We start from the raw sequence: 16,205 nt of genomic DNA, 5'->3' as shown, positions 1-16,205 counted from the left end.
ATCGACGACCCCATGACCTCCCCGAGCTCCACCCAGGGGCCCCTCGCCGGCCTGCGCGTGATCGAGGCCGGCTCCATGTACGCCGCGCCCACGGCCGGCCGGATGCTGCGCGACTTCGGCGCCGACGTGATCAAGATCGAGGACCCGACGCACGGCGACTTCGCCCGCCAGTGGCAGCCGGCCCACGAGGGCACCGCCATCGGGTTCGCCCGCCTCAACTCCGGCAAGCGGTCGGTCGGGCTCGACCTGCGCACCGCCGAGGGCCGCGGGCTGCTCGGCCGGCTGGTCGCCGGCGCCGACGTCCTCATCGAGAACTTCCGTCCGGGCCGGATGGAGGCCTGGGGCATGTCGTACGACGAGCTCCGGGCGAGCAACCCCGGACTCGTGATGACCCGGGTGAGCGGCTTCGGGCAGACCGGCCCGTACCGCGAGCGGCCCGGGTTCGGCACGGTCGCCGAGACCGCCAGCGGCTACGCGTTCCTCAACGGCTGGCCGCACACCCCGCCGACGGCGCCGCCGTTCGGGTTCGCGGACTCCATCGCCGGCATCTCCGCGGCCTACGGCACGGCGATGGCGCTGTTCGACCGCGGCCGCACCGGTGTCGGCGGCGAGGTCGACGTCGCGCTCTACGAGCCGCTGATGTTCATCCTCGGCGACGCGATCCTCAACTACACCGCGTCGGGGACGATCATGCAGCGCCACGGCAACGCGTCCGGCGCCGCGTCGCCGCGCGGGATCTACCAGGCCGGCGACGGCGGCTGGCTCTCGATCGCCGGCTCCAACCAGGCGATCGCGATGCGGCTGTTCGAGGCGATGGACCGCATCGACCTGCAGACCGACGAGCGCTACGCCACCAACGTCGCGCGGATGGCCAACAACGACTCCCTGCAGGAGATCGTCATCGGCTGGGTCGCGCAGCGCCCGCGCGACGAGGTGCTCGCGATCCTCGACAAGTTCGAGGTGGTCGCCGCCGCGGTCAACGACTCCAGCGACATCGTCGCCGACCCGCACTTCGCCGAGCGCACGCTGACCGCCCTCACCGGCAGCGCGCTGGGCGCGCGGGCGCTGGTGCCGGGCCCGATCCTGCACCTGCGGTCCTACGAGGGTCCGTCTTACGACGGCGTCCCGGCCGTCGGCGAGCACACCACCGAGGTGCTGACCGGCCTGGGCCTGGGCGCCGACGAGCTGGCCGGCCTGGTCGCCGCCGGGGTGGTCAGTGGCTGACCTCGAGGCGGGCCTCGCGGCGCTCCGGGACGCCGCGACGGGCAATGTCGCGATGGTCGACCTCACCCCGTCCCAGGCCCGCGAGCGCGTCGTCGCCGGCAACCGGCTGTGCAGCGAGGGCCCGTCGGTGGCCGTCGCCGACCTCGGTCCCGCGGACGGGGCGCCCGTCCCGGTGCGGGTCTACGAGCCCGCAGCCGCTCCCCCGGCCACCCTCGTCCACGCCCACGGCGGCGGCTGGGTGACCGGCGACCTCGACTACTCCGACGAGCTGTGCCGCTTCCTCGCGGATGCGGGCGTGCGGGTCGTGAGCGTCGACTACCGGCTCGCCCCCGAGCACCCGTTCCCGGCCGGGCTGGACGACCTCGCCGCAGCCTGGGCCTGGACCCGGGCGACCTACGACGGCCCGCTCGGCCTCGGCGGCGACAGCGCCGGCGGCAACCTGGCCGCCGCGCTCACGCTGCGCTCCCCGGACCCGGCGCCGGCGTTCCTGCTGCTGCTCTATCCCGTGCTCGGCCTGCCGGGCAGCACCCCGTCGTACCGGTCCCGGGCCGAGGCGTTCCCGATCGGGGCGGCCGACATGGCCTGGTTCTTCGAGCACTACCTCGCCGGCGCCCGGCCGCCCGCGCCCACGCCCGACCTGGTCCCGCTGCACGCGCCGGACCTCTCGGTGCTGCCACCGACGCACGTGGTCCTGGCCGGGCACGACCCGTTGCACGACGAGGGCGCGGCCTTCGCCGCCACGGCCCGTGCGGCCGGCGTACCGGTCACCGTCGAGCAGCACCCCGACCTGTGTCACGGCTTCCTGCGCTTCACGGCGGCCTCGGCCGGCGCCCGTGCGGCGCGGGCCGGCGTCGTCGACGCCGTCCGGCGGCTCGCCGCCCCGACCACCACCGAGGTGAACCGATGAGCTCCGTCCCGATGCGACCCCAGAAGACCGCGATGCTGCTGGCCCAGCGCATCGTCGGCGACATCAACCGGCGCGGCAACACCGTCGGCGACCGGCTCCCCCCGGAACGGCTGATGCTCGAGGACTACGAGGTCGGTCGCGGCACGCTGCGCGAGTCGCTCCGCTTCCTCGAGCTGCAGGGCGTCATCTCGCTCAAGCCGGGGCCCGGCGGCGGCCCCGTCGTCCAGCAGCCCGACGCGACCAGCCTGGCGACATCGCTGACCCTGCTGCTGCAGTTCGCCAACGCGCCGTTCCGCACCATCGCCGAGGCCCGCGGCGGCCTCGAGCCGATGATGGCCCAGCTGGCCGCGCAGCGGATGTCCGACGCCCAGCTGGCCGACCTCAAGGCGAGCGTGGACACCATGCAGGACCACCTCGACGACCAGTCGGTGTTCCTCGAGGAGAACAAGCGCTTCCACGACGTGATCGCGCACGGCTCGGGCAACGCGATGTTCGGCTACCTCGTCGACGCGCTGCTCGGGATCCTCGACGGCTCGGCGATCGGCATCGACTACCCCGAGGTACGCCGCGCGGCGGTGCACAAGGCCCACCTGAGCATCTACGAGGCGATCGCCGAGCGCGACCCGGCGGCCTCCGCCGAGGCGATGGCCGACCACGTCCAGCAGTACCTCAAGTACGCCGAGAAGAAGTTCCCCGACGTGCTGGCCGCACCCATCGTGTGGGGCAACGGCGCCTGACCGACCACCGACCGCCCCGGCTCACGCCCAGGGCGAGTCGATCCCGAGCAGCCGGGCGAGCGTGCCGCCGAGGACCGACTTGGTCTCGTCGTCGCCCAGCCCGAGCGCGTCGATGGCGCGGATCTCCTCGGCCGGGCTGGTCATCGGCCAGTCCGAGCCGAAGACGATGCGCTCGGCGCCGTGCTTGCGGATCAGCTCGCGCACCCGCTCGGGGCGCAGCGTCGCGAGGCTCGGCGGCCAGCTGGTCTCCAGGACCACGTCGGCGCCGGCGAGCATCTCCTCGGCGTCGTCGAGGATCTTGTAGCCGCCGAAGTGGCAGGCCATCAGCTTGAGCCGGGGGAACTGGCGGGCGATGTCGCGGATCATCGCGGGGCTGGACAGGCGGTTGGCCTCGGGCGAGCCGCCCTCCCCGACGTGGGTGATCACCGCGAACTCGTCGCCGAACGCCTCGAAGATCTCCCACAACCGCGGGTCGTCGAGCGCGAAGCCCTGGAACAGCGGGTGGATCTTGACCGCGCGCACGCCGTGCCGCCGCAGGCTGGCGAGGTTCTCCTCGGCCGAGAGGTCGACGTGCACGGTGCCGAAGCCGAACCGGGTCTCGGAGGTGAGCCCGGCGACGAACCGGTTGACCGAGTCGACGTGGCGGGCCTCGTTGGCGATGCCGAGGCAGCAGCTGACCGACACCCCGCTGGCCGCCATGTCGGCGGTGAGGCCGGCGACGGTGCCGTCGCCGCGCGCGTGCAGGTCGGGCAGCCGGTTGGCCGACAGCGCGATCTCGGCGATCCGGTCGGGCCAGACGTGGGCGTGGGCGTCGATGATCACGCGGATTCCCTTCGCGGGTCGGAGGTCAGAGCTTGCCGGACTCGCCACCGTCGACGACGAAGGTCGCTCCGGTGGTGAAGGCCGACACGGGCGAGACGAGCAGGCAGGTCAGCGGGACGATCTCGGCCGGATCGGCCATCCGGCCGGCGGGGATCTTCGCGATCCGCTTGGCGTGCAGCTCGGGTGACTCGGTCACCGCCTTCTGCGCCTCGGTGACGAAGGCGCCCGGCGCGATGCAGTTGACCTGGACGTTCTTGGCCGCCCACTCGGCGGCCAGGGCCTCGGTGAACCGGACCACCGCGCCCTTCGACGTGGAGTACGGCACCAGGTAGGGCTTGCCCCGCAGCCCGGTGGTCGAGGCGACGTTGACGATCCGCCCACCACCCTGCTCGATCATCCGTACGCCGGCGGCCTGGGCCAGCAGCATCGGCGCGACCACGTTGACCGCGAGCGCGTCCTTCCAGATCGCCGGGTCCTGGGTCGCGAACTTGCCGGCCGGGGCGATGCCCGCGTTGTTGACCAGGCCGTCGATCCGGCCGTGGCGGGCCAGGACCTCCGGCACCAGCGCGGCGACGGAGTCCTCGTCGCGCATGTCGGTCGCCACCGTCGAGATCCGCCCACCACCCTGCGCTGCCACCTCGGCGAGGCTGTCGGTGGAGCGGGCCGCCGCGACGACGTACGCCCCCTCCCGGGCCAGTGCGACCGCCATCGCGGCGCCGAGGCCGCGGCTCGCCCCGGTGACCAGGACGACGGTGTCGGTGAGGCGCAGGTCCATCAGCGCGCGCCCTTGGCGAGCCGCCGGGCCAGCGAGTCGAGCAGCACCTCGGTGGCGCCCTCGTAGACCCGCAGCGGCCGTGCGTTGCGGTAGAGCCGCTCGATCTTCGAGCCCCGGACCAGGCCGAAGCGGCCCATGGTCTGCACCGAGCGGTCGACCACCTGGGCGGCGGCCTCGGTCGCGTGCACCTTGGCCATCGAGGAGTAGTCGAGATGGCCGAGCGGGTCGGCCTTGGCCAGGGCCGCGGCCCGGTAGACGAAGGCGCGGGCGGCCTCGACGTCGGTCCAGGACTGGGCCAGCTTCTGCGCGACGGCGCCGAGCTCGATGAGCGGCTTGCCGAACTGCTCGCGGGCCAGCGCGTGGGCGCGGGCCTCGTCGAGCGCGGCCTGGGCGAGGCCGACGCCGGAGGCGGCGACGGTCACCCGGAACACGGCCAGGGTCTGCAGCATCAGCGAGAACGCCTTGCCCGGGACGCCCAGCCGGTTGGCGGCCGGGACGCGCACGTCGGTGAAGGACAGCTCGCCGAGGATGTGCGGCGCGATCAGGTCGGCGCCCCGCTCGACCGTGAGGCCGGGACTGTCGGCGGGTACCAGCACCATCGACCACCCGTCGCCCTCGCGCACCAGGGTGCAGTAGAAGTCGGCGGCGCCGCCGTTGGTGATGAACGACTTGCGGCCGTTGACGACCAGCTCGTCCCCGTCGGCGACCACGGTCGTGGTGATCGCCCGCAGGTCCGAGCCGACGTCGGGCTCGGTCAGGGCGAGGCCGGCGATCGCGTCGAGCGTGGCGACCTTCGGCAGCCACTGCTGCTTGAGCTCCTCCGAGCCGCCGACCGACAGCGAGTAGCTGCCTACGCCCTGCATCCCGAACATCGAGTCGAGGTGGGCGGAGGAGTACATCAGCGCCTCCCGCACCACCGCGATCATCAGCGGGTCGAGCTCGTCGCTGGCTCCGCCGTACGCCGCGGTGACGACGTGGCGGGCCAGTCCACTCTCGGCGAGCAGCTTGCGCACGCCGGGGTGCACCTCGACGTACTCGTCGGCCTCGTCTGCGAAGGGCTCGACGGCAGCGGCGAGCTCGCGCGCCGCGGCCTGGACCGCCCGGTGCTCCGGACTCAGGTCGAACATGGATCCATCCTCACTGCCGCTCCCGCGGCGCTCACGGGTCAGCGGCGCTGGTCGAACTTGCGGCCGAGCACCTCGGAGACGATCCGGATGCGCTGCATGGTGGGCGTGCCGCCCGCGATCGCCCAGCCGTGGGCGTCGCGGTGCAGCCGCTCGAGGCCGTACTCCTCGGTGTAGCCGTTGCCACCGTGGATCTGCATGGCCAGGTCGGTGACCCGCTTGGCCATCTCGTTGGCGGTGCACTTGGCCAGGGAGACCTTGAGCGGGTCGGGCATGCCGCGCTCGTCGACCGAGGCGGCCGCCTGGTCGCGCAGCAGGCGGGCGGCCTCGACCTGCAGCACCATGTCGGCGACCATCACCTGGATGCTCTGGAACTCGATCAGCGCCTTGCCGAACTGCTCGCGCTCCTCGACGTAGCGCAGCGTCTTGTCGAGCGCCGCCTGGCCGATGGCGAGGCTCATCGTGGTGTTGCCCATGCGCTCGATCGAGAAGACACCGAACAGCTTCCCGAATCCGCCGGCCGGTACCACGACGTTCTCCTCGGGGACCTCGACGTTGTCGAAGTAGAGGTCTGCGGACGGGATGCCGCGGAAGCCCATCAGGCGCTCGCCGGCGCCGAAGGTGAAGCCGGGCGTGCCCTTGTCGACGACCACCGCGCCGATGCCGCCCGCGCCGGGAGCATCGGAGAGGCGGCAGTAGACGACGTACTGGTCGGCCTCGCCGCCGTTGGAGATCCAGCGCTTGTTGCCGTTGACCACGACGGTGCCGTTGGTGATCTTGGCGGTGGTGCGCATGTCGGTGGCGGCCGAGCCGGCGTCCGGCTCGGAGATGCCGACCGCCATGGTCCGCTCCCCCGAGATGATCGACGGCAGCCAGCGCTGCTTCTGCTCCTCGGTGCCGAGGTGGGCGATCACCTGGGCGGGACCGGTGTTGGCCTCGAAGACCTGGAAGGCCGCGGGTCGGCACACCTTGGCGAACTCCTCGACCACGACGAGGGCCTGCGCCAGGGGCGCTCCGGAGCCGCCGTACTCCTCGGGGTGGGTGATGCCGAGGAAGCCGAGCTCGCCCAGCTGCATGCGCTGCTCGCGCGACACGGGCGTCCGGTCCACGTCCATCTGCTCGGCCACGGGCCCGTACACGTCGCGGGCGACCTGAGCGGCGAGCTGCCGGATCTCCGCGTACTCGTCGTTCGGCACGACATCCTCCTTCAAGTAGTAATCATTATCCTAGATTCCCTACCCCGGGCGGTGTCAAGGACTCGTGACACTTCATGAATATCATGATAAGCATTAGGGGTGACTGGACGCACCCTCTCCGATGTCGTGATCGTCGACGCCGTGCGGACGCCCAGCGGCCGCGGCAAGGCCGGCGGCGGGCTCGCCGACGTCCATCCCGTCGACCTGCTGGCCCAGACGCTCCAGGCGTTGCTGGAGCGCTCCCCCGCCCTGGATCCCGGCACGGTCGACGACGTGATGGTCGGCTGCGTGTCCCAGGTCGGCGAGCAGTCGGCGACCCCGGGCCGGATGGCATGGCTCGGCGCGGGCCTGCCCGCCCACGTGCCCGCGACGACGATCGACCGCAAGTGCGGCAGCAGCCAGCAGGCCGTGCACTTCGCGGCACAGGCGATCGCCTCGGGCGAGGCCGACGTCGTCGTCGCCGGCGGCGTGGAGTCGATGAGCCGGGTCGTGATGGGCTCGGCGCGGATGGGCGCGGACCCGTACGGCGCCGGGGTCGCCGAGCGGTTCGCCCCCGGCCTGGTCTCCCAGGGCGTCGCCGCCGAGCTGGTCGCGGCCCGCTGGAAGCTGTCCCGCACCGAGCTCGACGAGTACGCCGTCCGTTCTCACGAGCTGGCCGCGGCGGCCCAGGATGCCGGTGCGTTCGACCGCGAGGTGATCGCGATCGACACCCCGGCCGGCGTCCTCGACCGGGACGAGACGATCCGGCGCGGCACGACCGTCGAGCGGCTGGCCGGCCTCGGCACCGTCTTCGCGAGCCCCGAGCTCGGCGAGCGCTTCCCCGAGATCGACTGGTCGGTGACGGCGGGCAACTCCTCTCAGATCACCGACGGTGCGAGCGCGCTGCTGCTCATGTCGGCCGCGCGCGCCGCCGACCTCGGCCTGACCCCGCGTGCCCGCGTCCACAGCATGGCCGTGGTGGGCGACGACCCGCTGCTCATGCTCACCGGACCGATCCCCGCGACCCACAAGGTGCTCGCCCGCTCCGGCCTCGCGCTCGGGGACATCGACCACGTCGAGCTCAACGAGGCCTTCGCGTCGGTGCCCCTCGCCTGGCTGGCCGAGCTCGCCGTCGACCCCGCCCGGGTCAACCCGCGTGGCGGTGCGATCGCGCTCGGCCACGCGCTGGGCGCCTCCGGCGCCCGGCTGATGACCACGATGCTGCACGCGCTCGAGGACAACGACCAGCGCTACGGCCTCCAGCTGATGTGCGAGGCCGGCGGCATGGCGAACGCAACGATCATCGAGCGGCTCTGACCGCCCCCGACCAGGAGAGAATCGTGAACCTCACCGGAGCATCCGCCCTCGTCACCGGAGGCGCCTCGGGCCTCGGCGCCGCGACCGTGCGCCGCCTCGCGGCCGCCGGCGCCCACGTCGTCGTCCTCGACCTCAACGAGGAGCTCGGCAAGGAGCTCGCCGAGGAGGTCGGCGGCTCGTTCGCCACCGCCGACGTGACCGACCCCGCGGCCGTCGACGCGGCCCTGGACGTCGCCGAGGAGCACGGCCCGTTGCGGGCCCTGGTCCACTGCGCCGGCCGCGGCGGCACGGTGCGCCTCGTCGACCGCGACGGCAACCCGGGCGACCTCGACCTCTACCGCCGGCTGGTCGACATCAACCTGGTCGGCACCTTCAACGTGCTGCGCCTGGCCGCGACCCGGATGGCCCGCAACGAGCCGCTCGACGGCGAGCGCGGCGTGTGCGTGCTCACCGCGTCGGTCGCCGCGTGGGAGGGCCAGGTCGGCCAGATCCCCTACGCCTCGGCCAAGGCCGGCGTGGTCGGCATGACGCTGGTCGCGGCGCGGGACCTGGCCACCAAGGGGATCCGGGTCAACACCATCGCGCCGGGCGTCTTCGACACCCCGATCCTGGCCCGGTTCTCGCAGGAGATCCGCGACGGCCTCGGCGCCCAGGTCCCGAACCCGGCCCGCCTCGGCCAGCCCGACGAGTACGCCATGCTGGCCCAGCAGATCGTCGAGAACCCGTACCTCAACGGCGAGACGATCCGCCTGGACGGCGCCATCCGGATGAGCCCCCGATGAACGAGCAGGAGACCTCCATGACCGTGCCCGACCTGCTGGTGGAGGAGCGGGGCCGCGTCCTCGTGCTCACCATGAACCGGCCCGACGCCAAGAACGCCATGTCGATGGCCATGGCCCACCAGATCGCCGAGGCGCTGCAGCTGCTCGACGACCGGCCCGACCTCAGCGTCGCCGTGATCACCGGTGCCGGCGGCACGTTCTGTGCCGGCATGGACCTCAAGGGCTTCGCCCGGGGCGAGCGCCCCGTCGTCGAGGGCAGGGGATTCGCCGGACTGGTCAAGCAGCCGCCGACCAAGCCGCTCATCGCGGCGGTGGAGGGCTACGCCCTGGCCGGCGGCTTCGAGATCGTGCTCTCCTGCGACCTCGTGGTCGCATCCTCGGCCGCGAAGTTCGGCCTCCCCGAGGTCAAGCGCGGCCTGACCGCCGCGGCCGGCGGCCTGCTCCGCCTCCAGCACCGGATCCCCTACCACCTGGCGATGGAGCTGGTGCTGACCGGCCGCATGTGGCCCGCCCCGGAGGCGGCCGGCGTCCACCTCGTCAACCGGCTCACCGAGCCGGGCCAGGCGCTGGCCGCCGCCCTCGAGCTGGCCGAGGAGGTGGCCGCGAACGCGCCGCTCGCCCTCGCCGCCTCCAAGCAGGTCCTGGTGCGCTCGGTCGACTGGCCGCTGGCCGAGAAGTTCGACCGCCAGGAGGCCTTCGTGAACCCGGTCCGCGAGTCCGCCGACGCGAAGGAGGGCGCACTCGCGTTCGTCGAGAAGCGCACGCCGGCCTGGACGGGCAGCTGAGAGGTGCACGCCTGGCAGATGACCGGCACCGGTGAGCCACTGCGGCTCACCGAGGTGCCCGAGCCGACCGCCGGGCCCGGCGAGGTGCTGGTCGAGGTGCGTGCCGCCGGCCTGTGCCACACCGACGTCGGGATCCTCGACGACGCCACCTGGACCGACCGGATCGGCCCGTTCCCGCTGACCCTCGGCCACGAGGTCGCGGGCGTCGTCGCCGACCTCGGTCCCGGCGTGACCGGGTGGTCGGCCGGCGACCGGGTCGCGGTGAACCCCGCCGGGACCACCCGACCCGGCCTCGGCCGCGACGGTGGCTACGGGCCGTTCGTCGTGGCCGACCCCGCCGACCTGGTCGCGGTCCCCGAGGGGCTCTCGTTCGAGCTGGCAGCCGCCGGCACCGACGCCGGGCGGGCGCCGTACCGCGCCGTCGTGGTGCGCGGCGAGGTCGGCCCCGGGGACAAGGTCGGCATCATCGGCCTCGGCGGGCTCGGACAGGTCGGCGCCCGGATCGCGGTGCTGCGCGGGGCGCAGGTCTATGCCGCGGAGCCGAAGGAGTCGCTGTGGCCGATGGCGCGCGAGCTCGGCGTCCACGCGGTCACCCGCGACATCGCCGACTTCCGCGACGTCGGTCTCGACGTCGTCGTCGACTTCGCGGGCTTCGGCACCACGACGGCCGCGGCGATCGAGGTCGTGCGCGAGTTCGGTCGCGTCGTCCAGGTGGGGATGGGCCGGCTGGAGTCGACGATCTCCACCAACGCCCTCATCCTCAAGCAGGTCACCCTGCTCGGCTCGCGCGGCGGCACCGTGGACGACATCGCCGCGGTCTACGAGATGTTCGCGTCGGGCGACCTGTCCCCCGCGCTCGAGCTGATCGGGTTCGACGACATCCCGGCCGCCCTCGACCGGCTACGGGCCGGCGAGGTGACCGGGCGGGTCGTCGCCCGCTACGCGTCGGTCAGCAGTGCGGCGTCGCCGGCCAGGAAGCCGCCGTCCACGCCGTAGCAGGATCCGGTCACGAAGCCGGCCGCCGGCGAGGCCAGGAAGCCGACGACCTCGGCGACCTCGGCCACGTCGGCCAGCCGGCCCAGGGCGTGGGCCGCCTCGAGCCGGCGCAGCTGCGTCGGCGAGCGCCGTGAGCGGAGCAGTGCGGTGTCGACGAAGCCGGGCACGACAGCGTTGACCCGGATGCCGTCGCCGGCGTACTCCAGGGCCGCGGAGCGGGTCAGCCCGGTCAGGGCGTGCTTCGAGGTCGAGTACGCCGCGGCCCCCGCGAAGCCCACCTCGGCGCCGACCGACGACACGACGACGATGCTGCCGCCCGAGCCGAGGCCGAGCATCGCGCGGACCTGCTCGCGCAGGCAGCGGAAGGTGCCGTTGAGGTTGACGTCGACGACGCGCTCCCAGCTCGCGTCGTCGTGCTCGTGCAGCCGGACGGCAGGCCCGCCGACCGCCGCCAGGTTCACGGCGACGTCGAGTCCGCCGAGGATCGCGACGGCCGCTGAGATGCCGTCGCGCACCGACTCGGGCGCGGTCACGTCGAGTGCCACGGCGCCCGCGGCTCCCGTCTCCGCGGCGACCGCCTCGGCGGCGGCCGGGTCGAGGTCGGCGACCACCACGGCCAGGCCGTCGCGGACCAGCGCCGTCACGCACGCCGCCCCGATCGCACCGGCACCACCCACGACCAGGGCGGCGCGCGGCCGGGTCACGGGGCGGCCGCCAGCAGCTCGGCCAGCGCGTAGGCCTGGCGAGTGGCGAACGACAGCCGGCGCGGCGCGTAGGCGTCGCCGAGCAGGTGCAGCGCCGGCACCCGGCCGACCAGCTCGGCGTGCAGGGCGGCGTCGCTGTCGGCGCCGCAGGCGAGGACGACCGAGTCGACGCCGTCGAGCGCCGTGGTCGCGAACGTGTAGACGTGACGGACGTCGACCCCGCCGGGGCGGATGGCGCGGACCTCCTCGAGCTGGCGGAAGCGCACGCCCCGCCGGTGCAGGCGGGCGAGGATGCCACCGAGGATGTAGCGCCCGAGGAGCTGGCCGGGCTGGGCCGCGCCGTAGACGAGCGTGACGTCGTGGCCCCGCTCCGAGAGCAGGTCGGCCACGGTGAGCGGCGGCAGGTGGTCGTCCCGGGCGACGACGAGCACCCGGTGCCCGAGCTCCGCCGTGCCCGCGAGGACGTCGGCCGCGTCGGCCACGTGCGGCAGGTCGACCCCCGGCAGCGCGGGCCGGTGCGGACGGGCGCCCGTGGCGATCGCGACGACGTCGGCGCCGGCCGCGACCACGTCGTCGGCGCTCGCCCGCATCCCCAGCCGTACGTCGACGCCGAGCCGCTCCAGTCGCGCCGACTGCCAGGTGAGGTAGTCGGCGTACCGCTCGAAGGTCGGCGCCTGGGCGGCCGTCGCGAGCTGGCCACCGATCCGCTCGGCCGCCTCCCACACCCGCACCCGGTGGCCGCTCTCCGCGGCCAGCGCTGCGAGCTCGAGCCCGGCCGGGCCGGCGCCGACCACGAGCAGGTCGCGCGGGGTGGCCGCGACCCCGAGCGCACCCTCGCCCCACCGGCCCGACGCCTCGGTCTTCACGTGTGGGTTGACCGCGCAGCCGAAGGGCAGGCCTTCGGCGTACTGGCGGCTGATGCAGTCGTTGCCGCCCACGCAGGGGCGCACCTCCGACGAACGACCGGACCGGGCCTTGGCGAGCAGGTCCCGCTCGGCCAGGTAGGCCCGCGCCATGCCGACGACGTCGGCGTGGCCGGCGGCGAGCACCTGCTCGGCCACCTCGACGGTGGTCACCCGGCCGGCGTAGACCACGGGCAGCGTGACGGCCTCGCGCACCCGGCCCGCGAGTACGGACCACTGGGCGGCGTCGTAGTACTGCGGTTGGATGTAGCTCGGGTCGCCCCACGGCGAGCCGACGACGGCGTGCAGGTAGTCGACCAGCCCGGTCGCCTCGAGCAGCTGGGCGACCTCGATGCCGCCCTTCTCGTCGTACCCCTCGGGCATCTCCTCGCGCAGGTTGAACCGGACTCCGACGGTGAGATCGGTGCCCACCGCGTCGCGCACCGCGCGCAGCGCCTCGACCGCGAACCGGGCCCGGTTCTCGAGCGGGCCGCCGTAGTCGTCGTCGCGGTCGTTGGTGAGCGGCGAGAGGAACCACTCGAGCATGTCGTCGTGGTTGAGGTGCAGCTCGATGCCGTCGAGGCCGGCCGCGCGGGCACGCTCGGCGCTGTAGCGGTACTCCTCGACGTACTCGGCGATGTCGGCCACCGACATGACGTGCGGGCGCGCACTGGTCAGCGGCGAGCTGAGCACCCGCCCGGGCGACTGCGGGACGCCGCCGATCACCGTGAGCTGGCTGGTCACGACCGCGCCGGCCCGGTGCAGCCGGTGTGCGAGCTCCTGGACGCGCTCCACGTAGTTGGGCTGGCGGTAGTTGCCGAGCGTCTCGGCGCCGTAGCCACCCGTCTCGAAGCCGGGGATCACGGGGTTGCGCACCCGGCCGCGGACGCCGTCGATCCACGAGGCGCCGTCGAGGGCCCGCGACTCCCAGTAGGCCATGTGCACCTCGGCCTCGGCCTCGGTGCCCCACAGGTTGCCGATGCCCGAGCCGTGGGGCGGCACCATCACCCGGTTGCGCAACCGCATCGTGCCGATCGTGATCGGTGAGAAGACGTGCGGGTAGGACTCCTCGCTCACCGGGCCACCTCCGCAGCCGGTGTGCGAAGCATCAGCCCGGCCCGCCTGCAGGACATGACGAGCACGTCGTCCTGGTTGTAGCCGCGGTGCTCGAACCACACGATCCCCGAGTCCTCGCGGCTCTGCGACACGCGCTTGTCGACGATCGTGGTCTCACCGCGCAGCGTGTCGCCGTGGAAGACGGGCGCCGGGAAGCGCACCTCCTCGTAGCCCAGGTTGCCCAGCGTCGTGCCCATGGTCAGCTCGGGCACGTGGAAGGCGCCGATCAGCGCCACGGTGAAGAGACTGTTGACCAGGGGCCGCCCGTGGATCGTCGTCCTGGCGTACTCGGCGTCGAGGTGGATCGGCGCCACGTTCATGGTCAGCGACGTGAAGAGGACGTTGTCCATCTCGGTCACCGTGCGCCGGAAGGCGTGCCGGTAGACCTTGCCGATCTCGAACTCCTCGAAGTACAGCCCGCGCATCAATAGCTCCTCGGCAGGCCGAGCACGTGCTCGGCGACGTAGTTGAGCACCATCTCCTGGCTGATCGGCGCAATGCGCATCAACCGGGCCTCGCGGAAGTACCGCTCGACGTGGAACTCCTTGCTGTAGCCCATCCCGCCGTGCACCTGGAGCGCCACGTCGGCGGCGTAGAAGCCGGCCTCGGCGCACAGCCACTTGGCGTAGTTGGCCTCGGCGCCGCAGGGCCGCTGCTGGTCGACCAGCCAGGTCGCCTTCTGCAGCACGGCGTCGGCGGCCTCGAGCCGGATCTTGGCCTCGGCGAGCTGGAAGGAGAGTCCCTGGTTCTGGCCGATCGGCCGACCGAAGACGACCCGCTCCCGGGCGTACCTGACGCCGCGGCGCAGTGCCGCCTCGCCGATGCCGAGCATCGCGTTGGCCGCGACGACCCGCTCGGCGTTGAGCCCGGTGAGGATCACCTCGAAGCCCCGGCCGACCTCGCCGACGACGTCCTCGTCGGCGACGAAGAGGTCGTCGATGAACAGCTCGTTGCTGTCGACCGAGTTGCGGCCCATCTTGGGGATCGGCCGGATCGTCACCCGGTCCCGGTCGACCGGCGCGAAGAACACCGTGAGCCCCTCGGTACGACGGGCGCACTGGTCCTTGGGCGTGGTCCGGGCCAGCAGCAGCATCCGCTCGGCCTGCTGGGCGTTGGAGATCCAGACCTTCTTGCCCGTGACCAGCCAGCCGCCGTCGACCTTGCGGGCGAAGGTCGACAGGTTGGTCGTGTCGGTGCCGGCGTCGGGCTCGGTGACCGCGAACGAGATCTGCAGGTCGCCCTCGGGCACCCGCGGCAGGAAGCGCTGCTTCAGGTCCTCGCTGCCGTGGTGGAGGATCGGCTCGAAGCCGAAGATCCCGATGTGGACCGAGCTGCATCCGCCCATCCCGGCGCCGGACGCCGCGATCTCGCGCTCCACGATGGCGGCCTCCGTGACGCCGAGGCCGCCGCCGCCGTACTCCTCGGGGATGGTCAGGCCGAGCCAGCCGGCGTCGGTGACGGCGCGGTAGAACTCCCACGGGAACTCGTGCCGGTCGTCCCGCTCGGCCCAGTACTCGTCGGGGAACTTCGCGCACAGGTCGCGCATCCCCTGCCGGATGTCCTCGTGGACCGGGTCGGGATCGAAGCTCACGACGGCCGCCGCTCGCCCATCGAGCCGTCCCACAGGGCGTTGAAGTAGGGCTGCAGGTCGGGGACGCCCTGGGCGTACCACGCCGGGAAGTCCTCGTACGTCGTGCCGACGCCGTCGATGCCGAGCGTGTCGATGCGCTCGGCCCACTCCTGCTCCGCGGTCCGGGCGACGTCGGTCTCGACCGCCTCGTGCACGTCCCGGAGCCGGGCGACCGCGTCCGCGTCGAAGGGCGCCATCTCGCCCCCGGCGTCGCGGATCGCGGTGACCGCGGCCGCCGTGTTGTCCCAGGCTCCCTCGAAGTTGGCCTGCAGGAGGACGTCGAGCCGGTCGTACATCAGCTGCTGCGCCGCGAGCGGGAGCTCGTTCCAGCGCGCCAGGCTGATCGCGATCGACCCGGCCGGGGAGTTGAAGCCCTCGTCCTCGGCGTAGGCGACGTGCGCGGCCGCGGGGATGAAGCCGCCCAGCGCGGCTCCGGTGACCGTGCTGAACGCGCAGTCGATGACCCCGCGCTCGAGCCCCTCGAACATCTCGGCGTAGCTGATCGAGCTCGGCGACATGCCGAGGGCCTTGGCCTCCCTGTTCTGGACCTTGCTCTGGCTCGCGACACCGCGCCCGTCGAGCGCCGAGGCCGAGGTGCCCGGGTCGGCGCAGTAGGGCATGTAGGCGCCGGACCCGAAGGCCGGCAGCAGCAGCTTCATGCCGTGCTGCTCGTACTCCTCGTCGATGTCGGGAGCGGCCGCGGCCAGGTCCAGCATGATCCCGTGCCACTGGAGCATCCAGTCCACGGGCGTCTGCCGACCGAGGTGGCTGAGGTCGCCGAGCGCGTTGGCCGCCGGCAGGTCGTCCGGGACGAGCGCCGGCATCACCGAGCCGATGTCGAGCCGCCCGTCGGCGAGCGCGAGGTGGACCTCGTCGGGCGGAGCCATCGCGTTCGAGTAGGTGAACTCGAAGCCGATCTTGCCGCCCGACCAGTCCTCGACGGCGGCGGCGTAGTCCTCGAAGCGCCGGCCGGTCGCCGAGCCCTTGGGACCGGTGGACTGGATGGCCAGGGTGACCGGGTCCATGTCCGCGAGCGCCTCGGTGTACGCCGCCTTGTCGGCGCCGTACTCGATGCTCGCACCGCCCGCGTTGGTCTCCTCAGTCGCGCCCGAGCCGGCGCATCCGGCGAGTGCGAGCGAGGCGACGGTCACGCCGGTGAGCACGGCGCCACGGCGCCGCCCCTTCCACGGTCGTCGGATCATGGGGGAC

General features: G+C 73.1%; 16 protein-coding genes. 7 read left to right on the top strand and 9 right to left on the bottom strand.

Annotated features, from left to right (window positions below; genetic code table 11):
* Positions 1-12: 12 nt before the first annotated feature.
* Genes FBY23_RS06430 through FBY23_RS06420 form a run of 3 tightly spaced genes read left to right on the top strand, consistent with a single transcriptional unit; the run spans position 13 to position 2,868 of the window.
* Complete coding sequence (locus FBY23_RS06430; protein WP_141797389.1) at positions 13-1,224, top strand: CaiB/BaiF CoA-transferase family protein; 1,212 nt, start codon at positions 13-15, stop codon at positions 1,222-1,224.
* Positions 1,217-2,131 (top strand): alpha/beta hydrolase, encoded by a 915-nt coding sequence (locus FBY23_RS06425; protein WP_141797388.1) that lies wholly within the window; start codon positions 1,217-1,219, stop codon positions 2,129-2,131. Before FBY23_RS06430 ends, FBY23_RS06425 begins: the two co-directional genes overlap by 8 nt.
* A complete protein-coding gene (locus FBY23_RS06420) occupies positions 2,128-2,868 on the top strand; it encodes a FadR/GntR family transcriptional regulator (protein WP_222117757.1) in 741 nt (246 codons plus the stop codon). The genes FBY23_RS06425 and FBY23_RS06420 overlap by 4 nt, the downstream gene beginning before the upstream one ends.
* 21 nt (positions 2,869-2,889) lie before the next feature.
* On the opposite strand, the gene FBY23_RS06415 is transcribed toward FBY23_RS06420, so the two are convergent.
* The 4 genes from FBY23_RS06415 to FBY23_RS06400 are packed head-to-tail and all read right to left on the bottom strand — an operon-like array spanning position 2,890 to position 6,785.
* Positions 2,890-3,690 (bottom strand): amidohydrolase family protein, encoded by an 801-nt coding sequence (locus tag FBY23_RS06415; protein ID WP_141797387.1) that lies wholly within the window; start codon positions 3,688-3,690, stop codon positions 2,890-2,892.
* A 25-nt stretch (positions 3,691-3,715) separates the two neighbouring features.
* Positions 3,716-4,465 (bottom strand): SDR family NAD(P)-dependent oxidoreductase, encoded by a 750-nt coding sequence (locus tag FBY23_RS06410; RefSeq protein ID WP_141797386.1) that lies wholly within the window; start codon positions 4,463-4,465, stop codon positions 3,716-3,718.
* Positions 4,465-5,592, bottom strand: a complete 1,128-nt coding sequence (locus FBY23_RS06405; protein WP_141797385.1) for an acyl-CoA dehydrogenase family protein — start codon at positions 5,590-5,592, stop codon at positions 4,465-4,467. The genes FBY23_RS06410 and FBY23_RS06405 overlap by 1 nt, the downstream gene beginning before the upstream one ends.
* 38 nt (positions 5,593-5,630) lie before the next feature.
* Positions 5,631-6,785, bottom strand: coding sequence for an acyl-CoA dehydrogenase family protein (locus FBY23_RS06400; protein ID WP_222117756.1), 1,155 nt, complete (start codon positions 6,783-6,785; stop codon positions 5,631-5,633).
* A gap of 99 nt (positions 6,786-6,884) precedes the next feature.
* On the opposite strand from FBY23_RS06400, the gene FBY23_RS06395 reads away from it, so the two are divergent.
* From FBY23_RS06395 to FBY23_RS06380, 4 genes are read left to right on the top strand one after another with little or no spacing between them, the layout of a single operon-like run.
* The gene (locus tag FBY23_RS06395) at positions 6,885-8,081 is read left to right on the top strand and encodes a thiolase family protein (RefSeq protein WP_222117755.1); all 1,197 of its coding nucleotides are present in this window, start codon (positions 6,885-6,887) and stop codon (positions 8,079-8,081) included.
* A 23-nt stretch (positions 8,082-8,104) separates the two neighbouring features.
* Positions 8,105-8,863, top strand: coding sequence for an SDR family NAD(P)-dependent oxidoreductase (locus tag FBY23_RS06390; protein WP_141797384.1), 759 nt, complete (start codon positions 8,105-8,107; stop codon positions 8,861-8,863).
* On the top strand, positions 8,860-9,648 hold the full coding sequence (locus FBY23_RS06385; protein ID WP_260805785.1) for a crotonase/enoyl-CoA hydratase family protein: 789 nt from the start codon (positions 8,860-8,862) through the stop codon (positions 9,646-9,648). Before FBY23_RS06390 ends, FBY23_RS06385 begins: the two co-directional genes overlap by 4 nt.
* Positions 9,649-9,666: 18 nt before the next feature.
* Positions 9,667-10,644, top strand: coding sequence for a zinc-binding dehydrogenase (locus tag FBY23_RS06380; RefSeq protein WP_222117754.1), 978 nt, complete (start codon positions 9,667-9,669; stop codon positions 10,642-10,644).
* Here FBY23_RS06380 and FBY23_RS06375 read toward each other — a convergent pair.
* Genes FBY23_RS06375 through FBY23_RS06355 form a run of 5 tightly spaced genes read right to left on the bottom strand, consistent with a single transcriptional unit; the run spans position 10,587 to position 16,198 of the window.
* The gene (locus FBY23_RS06375; protein WP_141797382.1) at positions 10,587-11,348 is read right to left on the bottom strand and encodes an SDR family NAD(P)-dependent oxidoreductase; all 762 of its coding nucleotides are present in this window, start codon (positions 11,346-11,348) and stop codon (positions 10,587-10,589) included. The two genes, FBY23_RS06380 and FBY23_RS06375, sit on opposite strands and share 58 nt — an antisense overlap.
* On the bottom strand, positions 11,345-13,327 hold the full coding sequence (locus FBY23_RS06370) for an NAD(P)-binding protein (protein WP_222117753.1): 1,983 nt from the start codon (positions 13,325-13,327) through the stop codon (positions 11,345-11,347). The genes FBY23_RS06375 and FBY23_RS06370 overlap by 4 nt, the downstream gene beginning before the upstream one ends.
* Positions 13,324-13,791, bottom strand: coding sequence for a MaoC family dehydratase (locus FBY23_RS06365; protein ID WP_141797381.1), 468 nt, complete (start codon positions 13,789-13,791; stop codon positions 13,324-13,326). The genes FBY23_RS06370 and FBY23_RS06365 overlap by 4 nt, the downstream gene beginning before the upstream one ends.
* On the bottom strand, positions 13,791-14,957 hold the full coding sequence (locus tag FBY23_RS06360; protein WP_141797380.1) for an acyl-CoA dehydrogenase family protein: 1,167 nt from the start codon (positions 14,955-14,957) through the stop codon (positions 13,791-13,793). Before FBY23_RS06360 ends, FBY23_RS06365 begins: the two co-directional genes overlap by 1 nt.
* A complete protein-coding gene (locus FBY23_RS06355) occupies positions 14,954-16,198 on the bottom strand; it encodes a TRAP transporter substrate-binding protein (RefSeq protein ID WP_141797379.1) in 1,245 nt (414 codons plus the stop codon). The genes FBY23_RS06360 and FBY23_RS06355 overlap by 4 nt, the downstream gene beginning before the upstream one ends.
* Between the last annotated feature and the right edge of the window lie 7 nt (positions 16,199-16,205).

The organism is Nocardioides sp. SLBN-35 (assembly GCF_006715725.1).
Classification (GTDB): Bacteria; Actinomycetota; Actinomycetes; order Propionibacteriales; family Nocardioidaceae; genus Nocardioides.
Note: the sequence above shows the minus strand (reverse complement) of the source record. Positions and strands in the feature narration are given on the sequence as shown.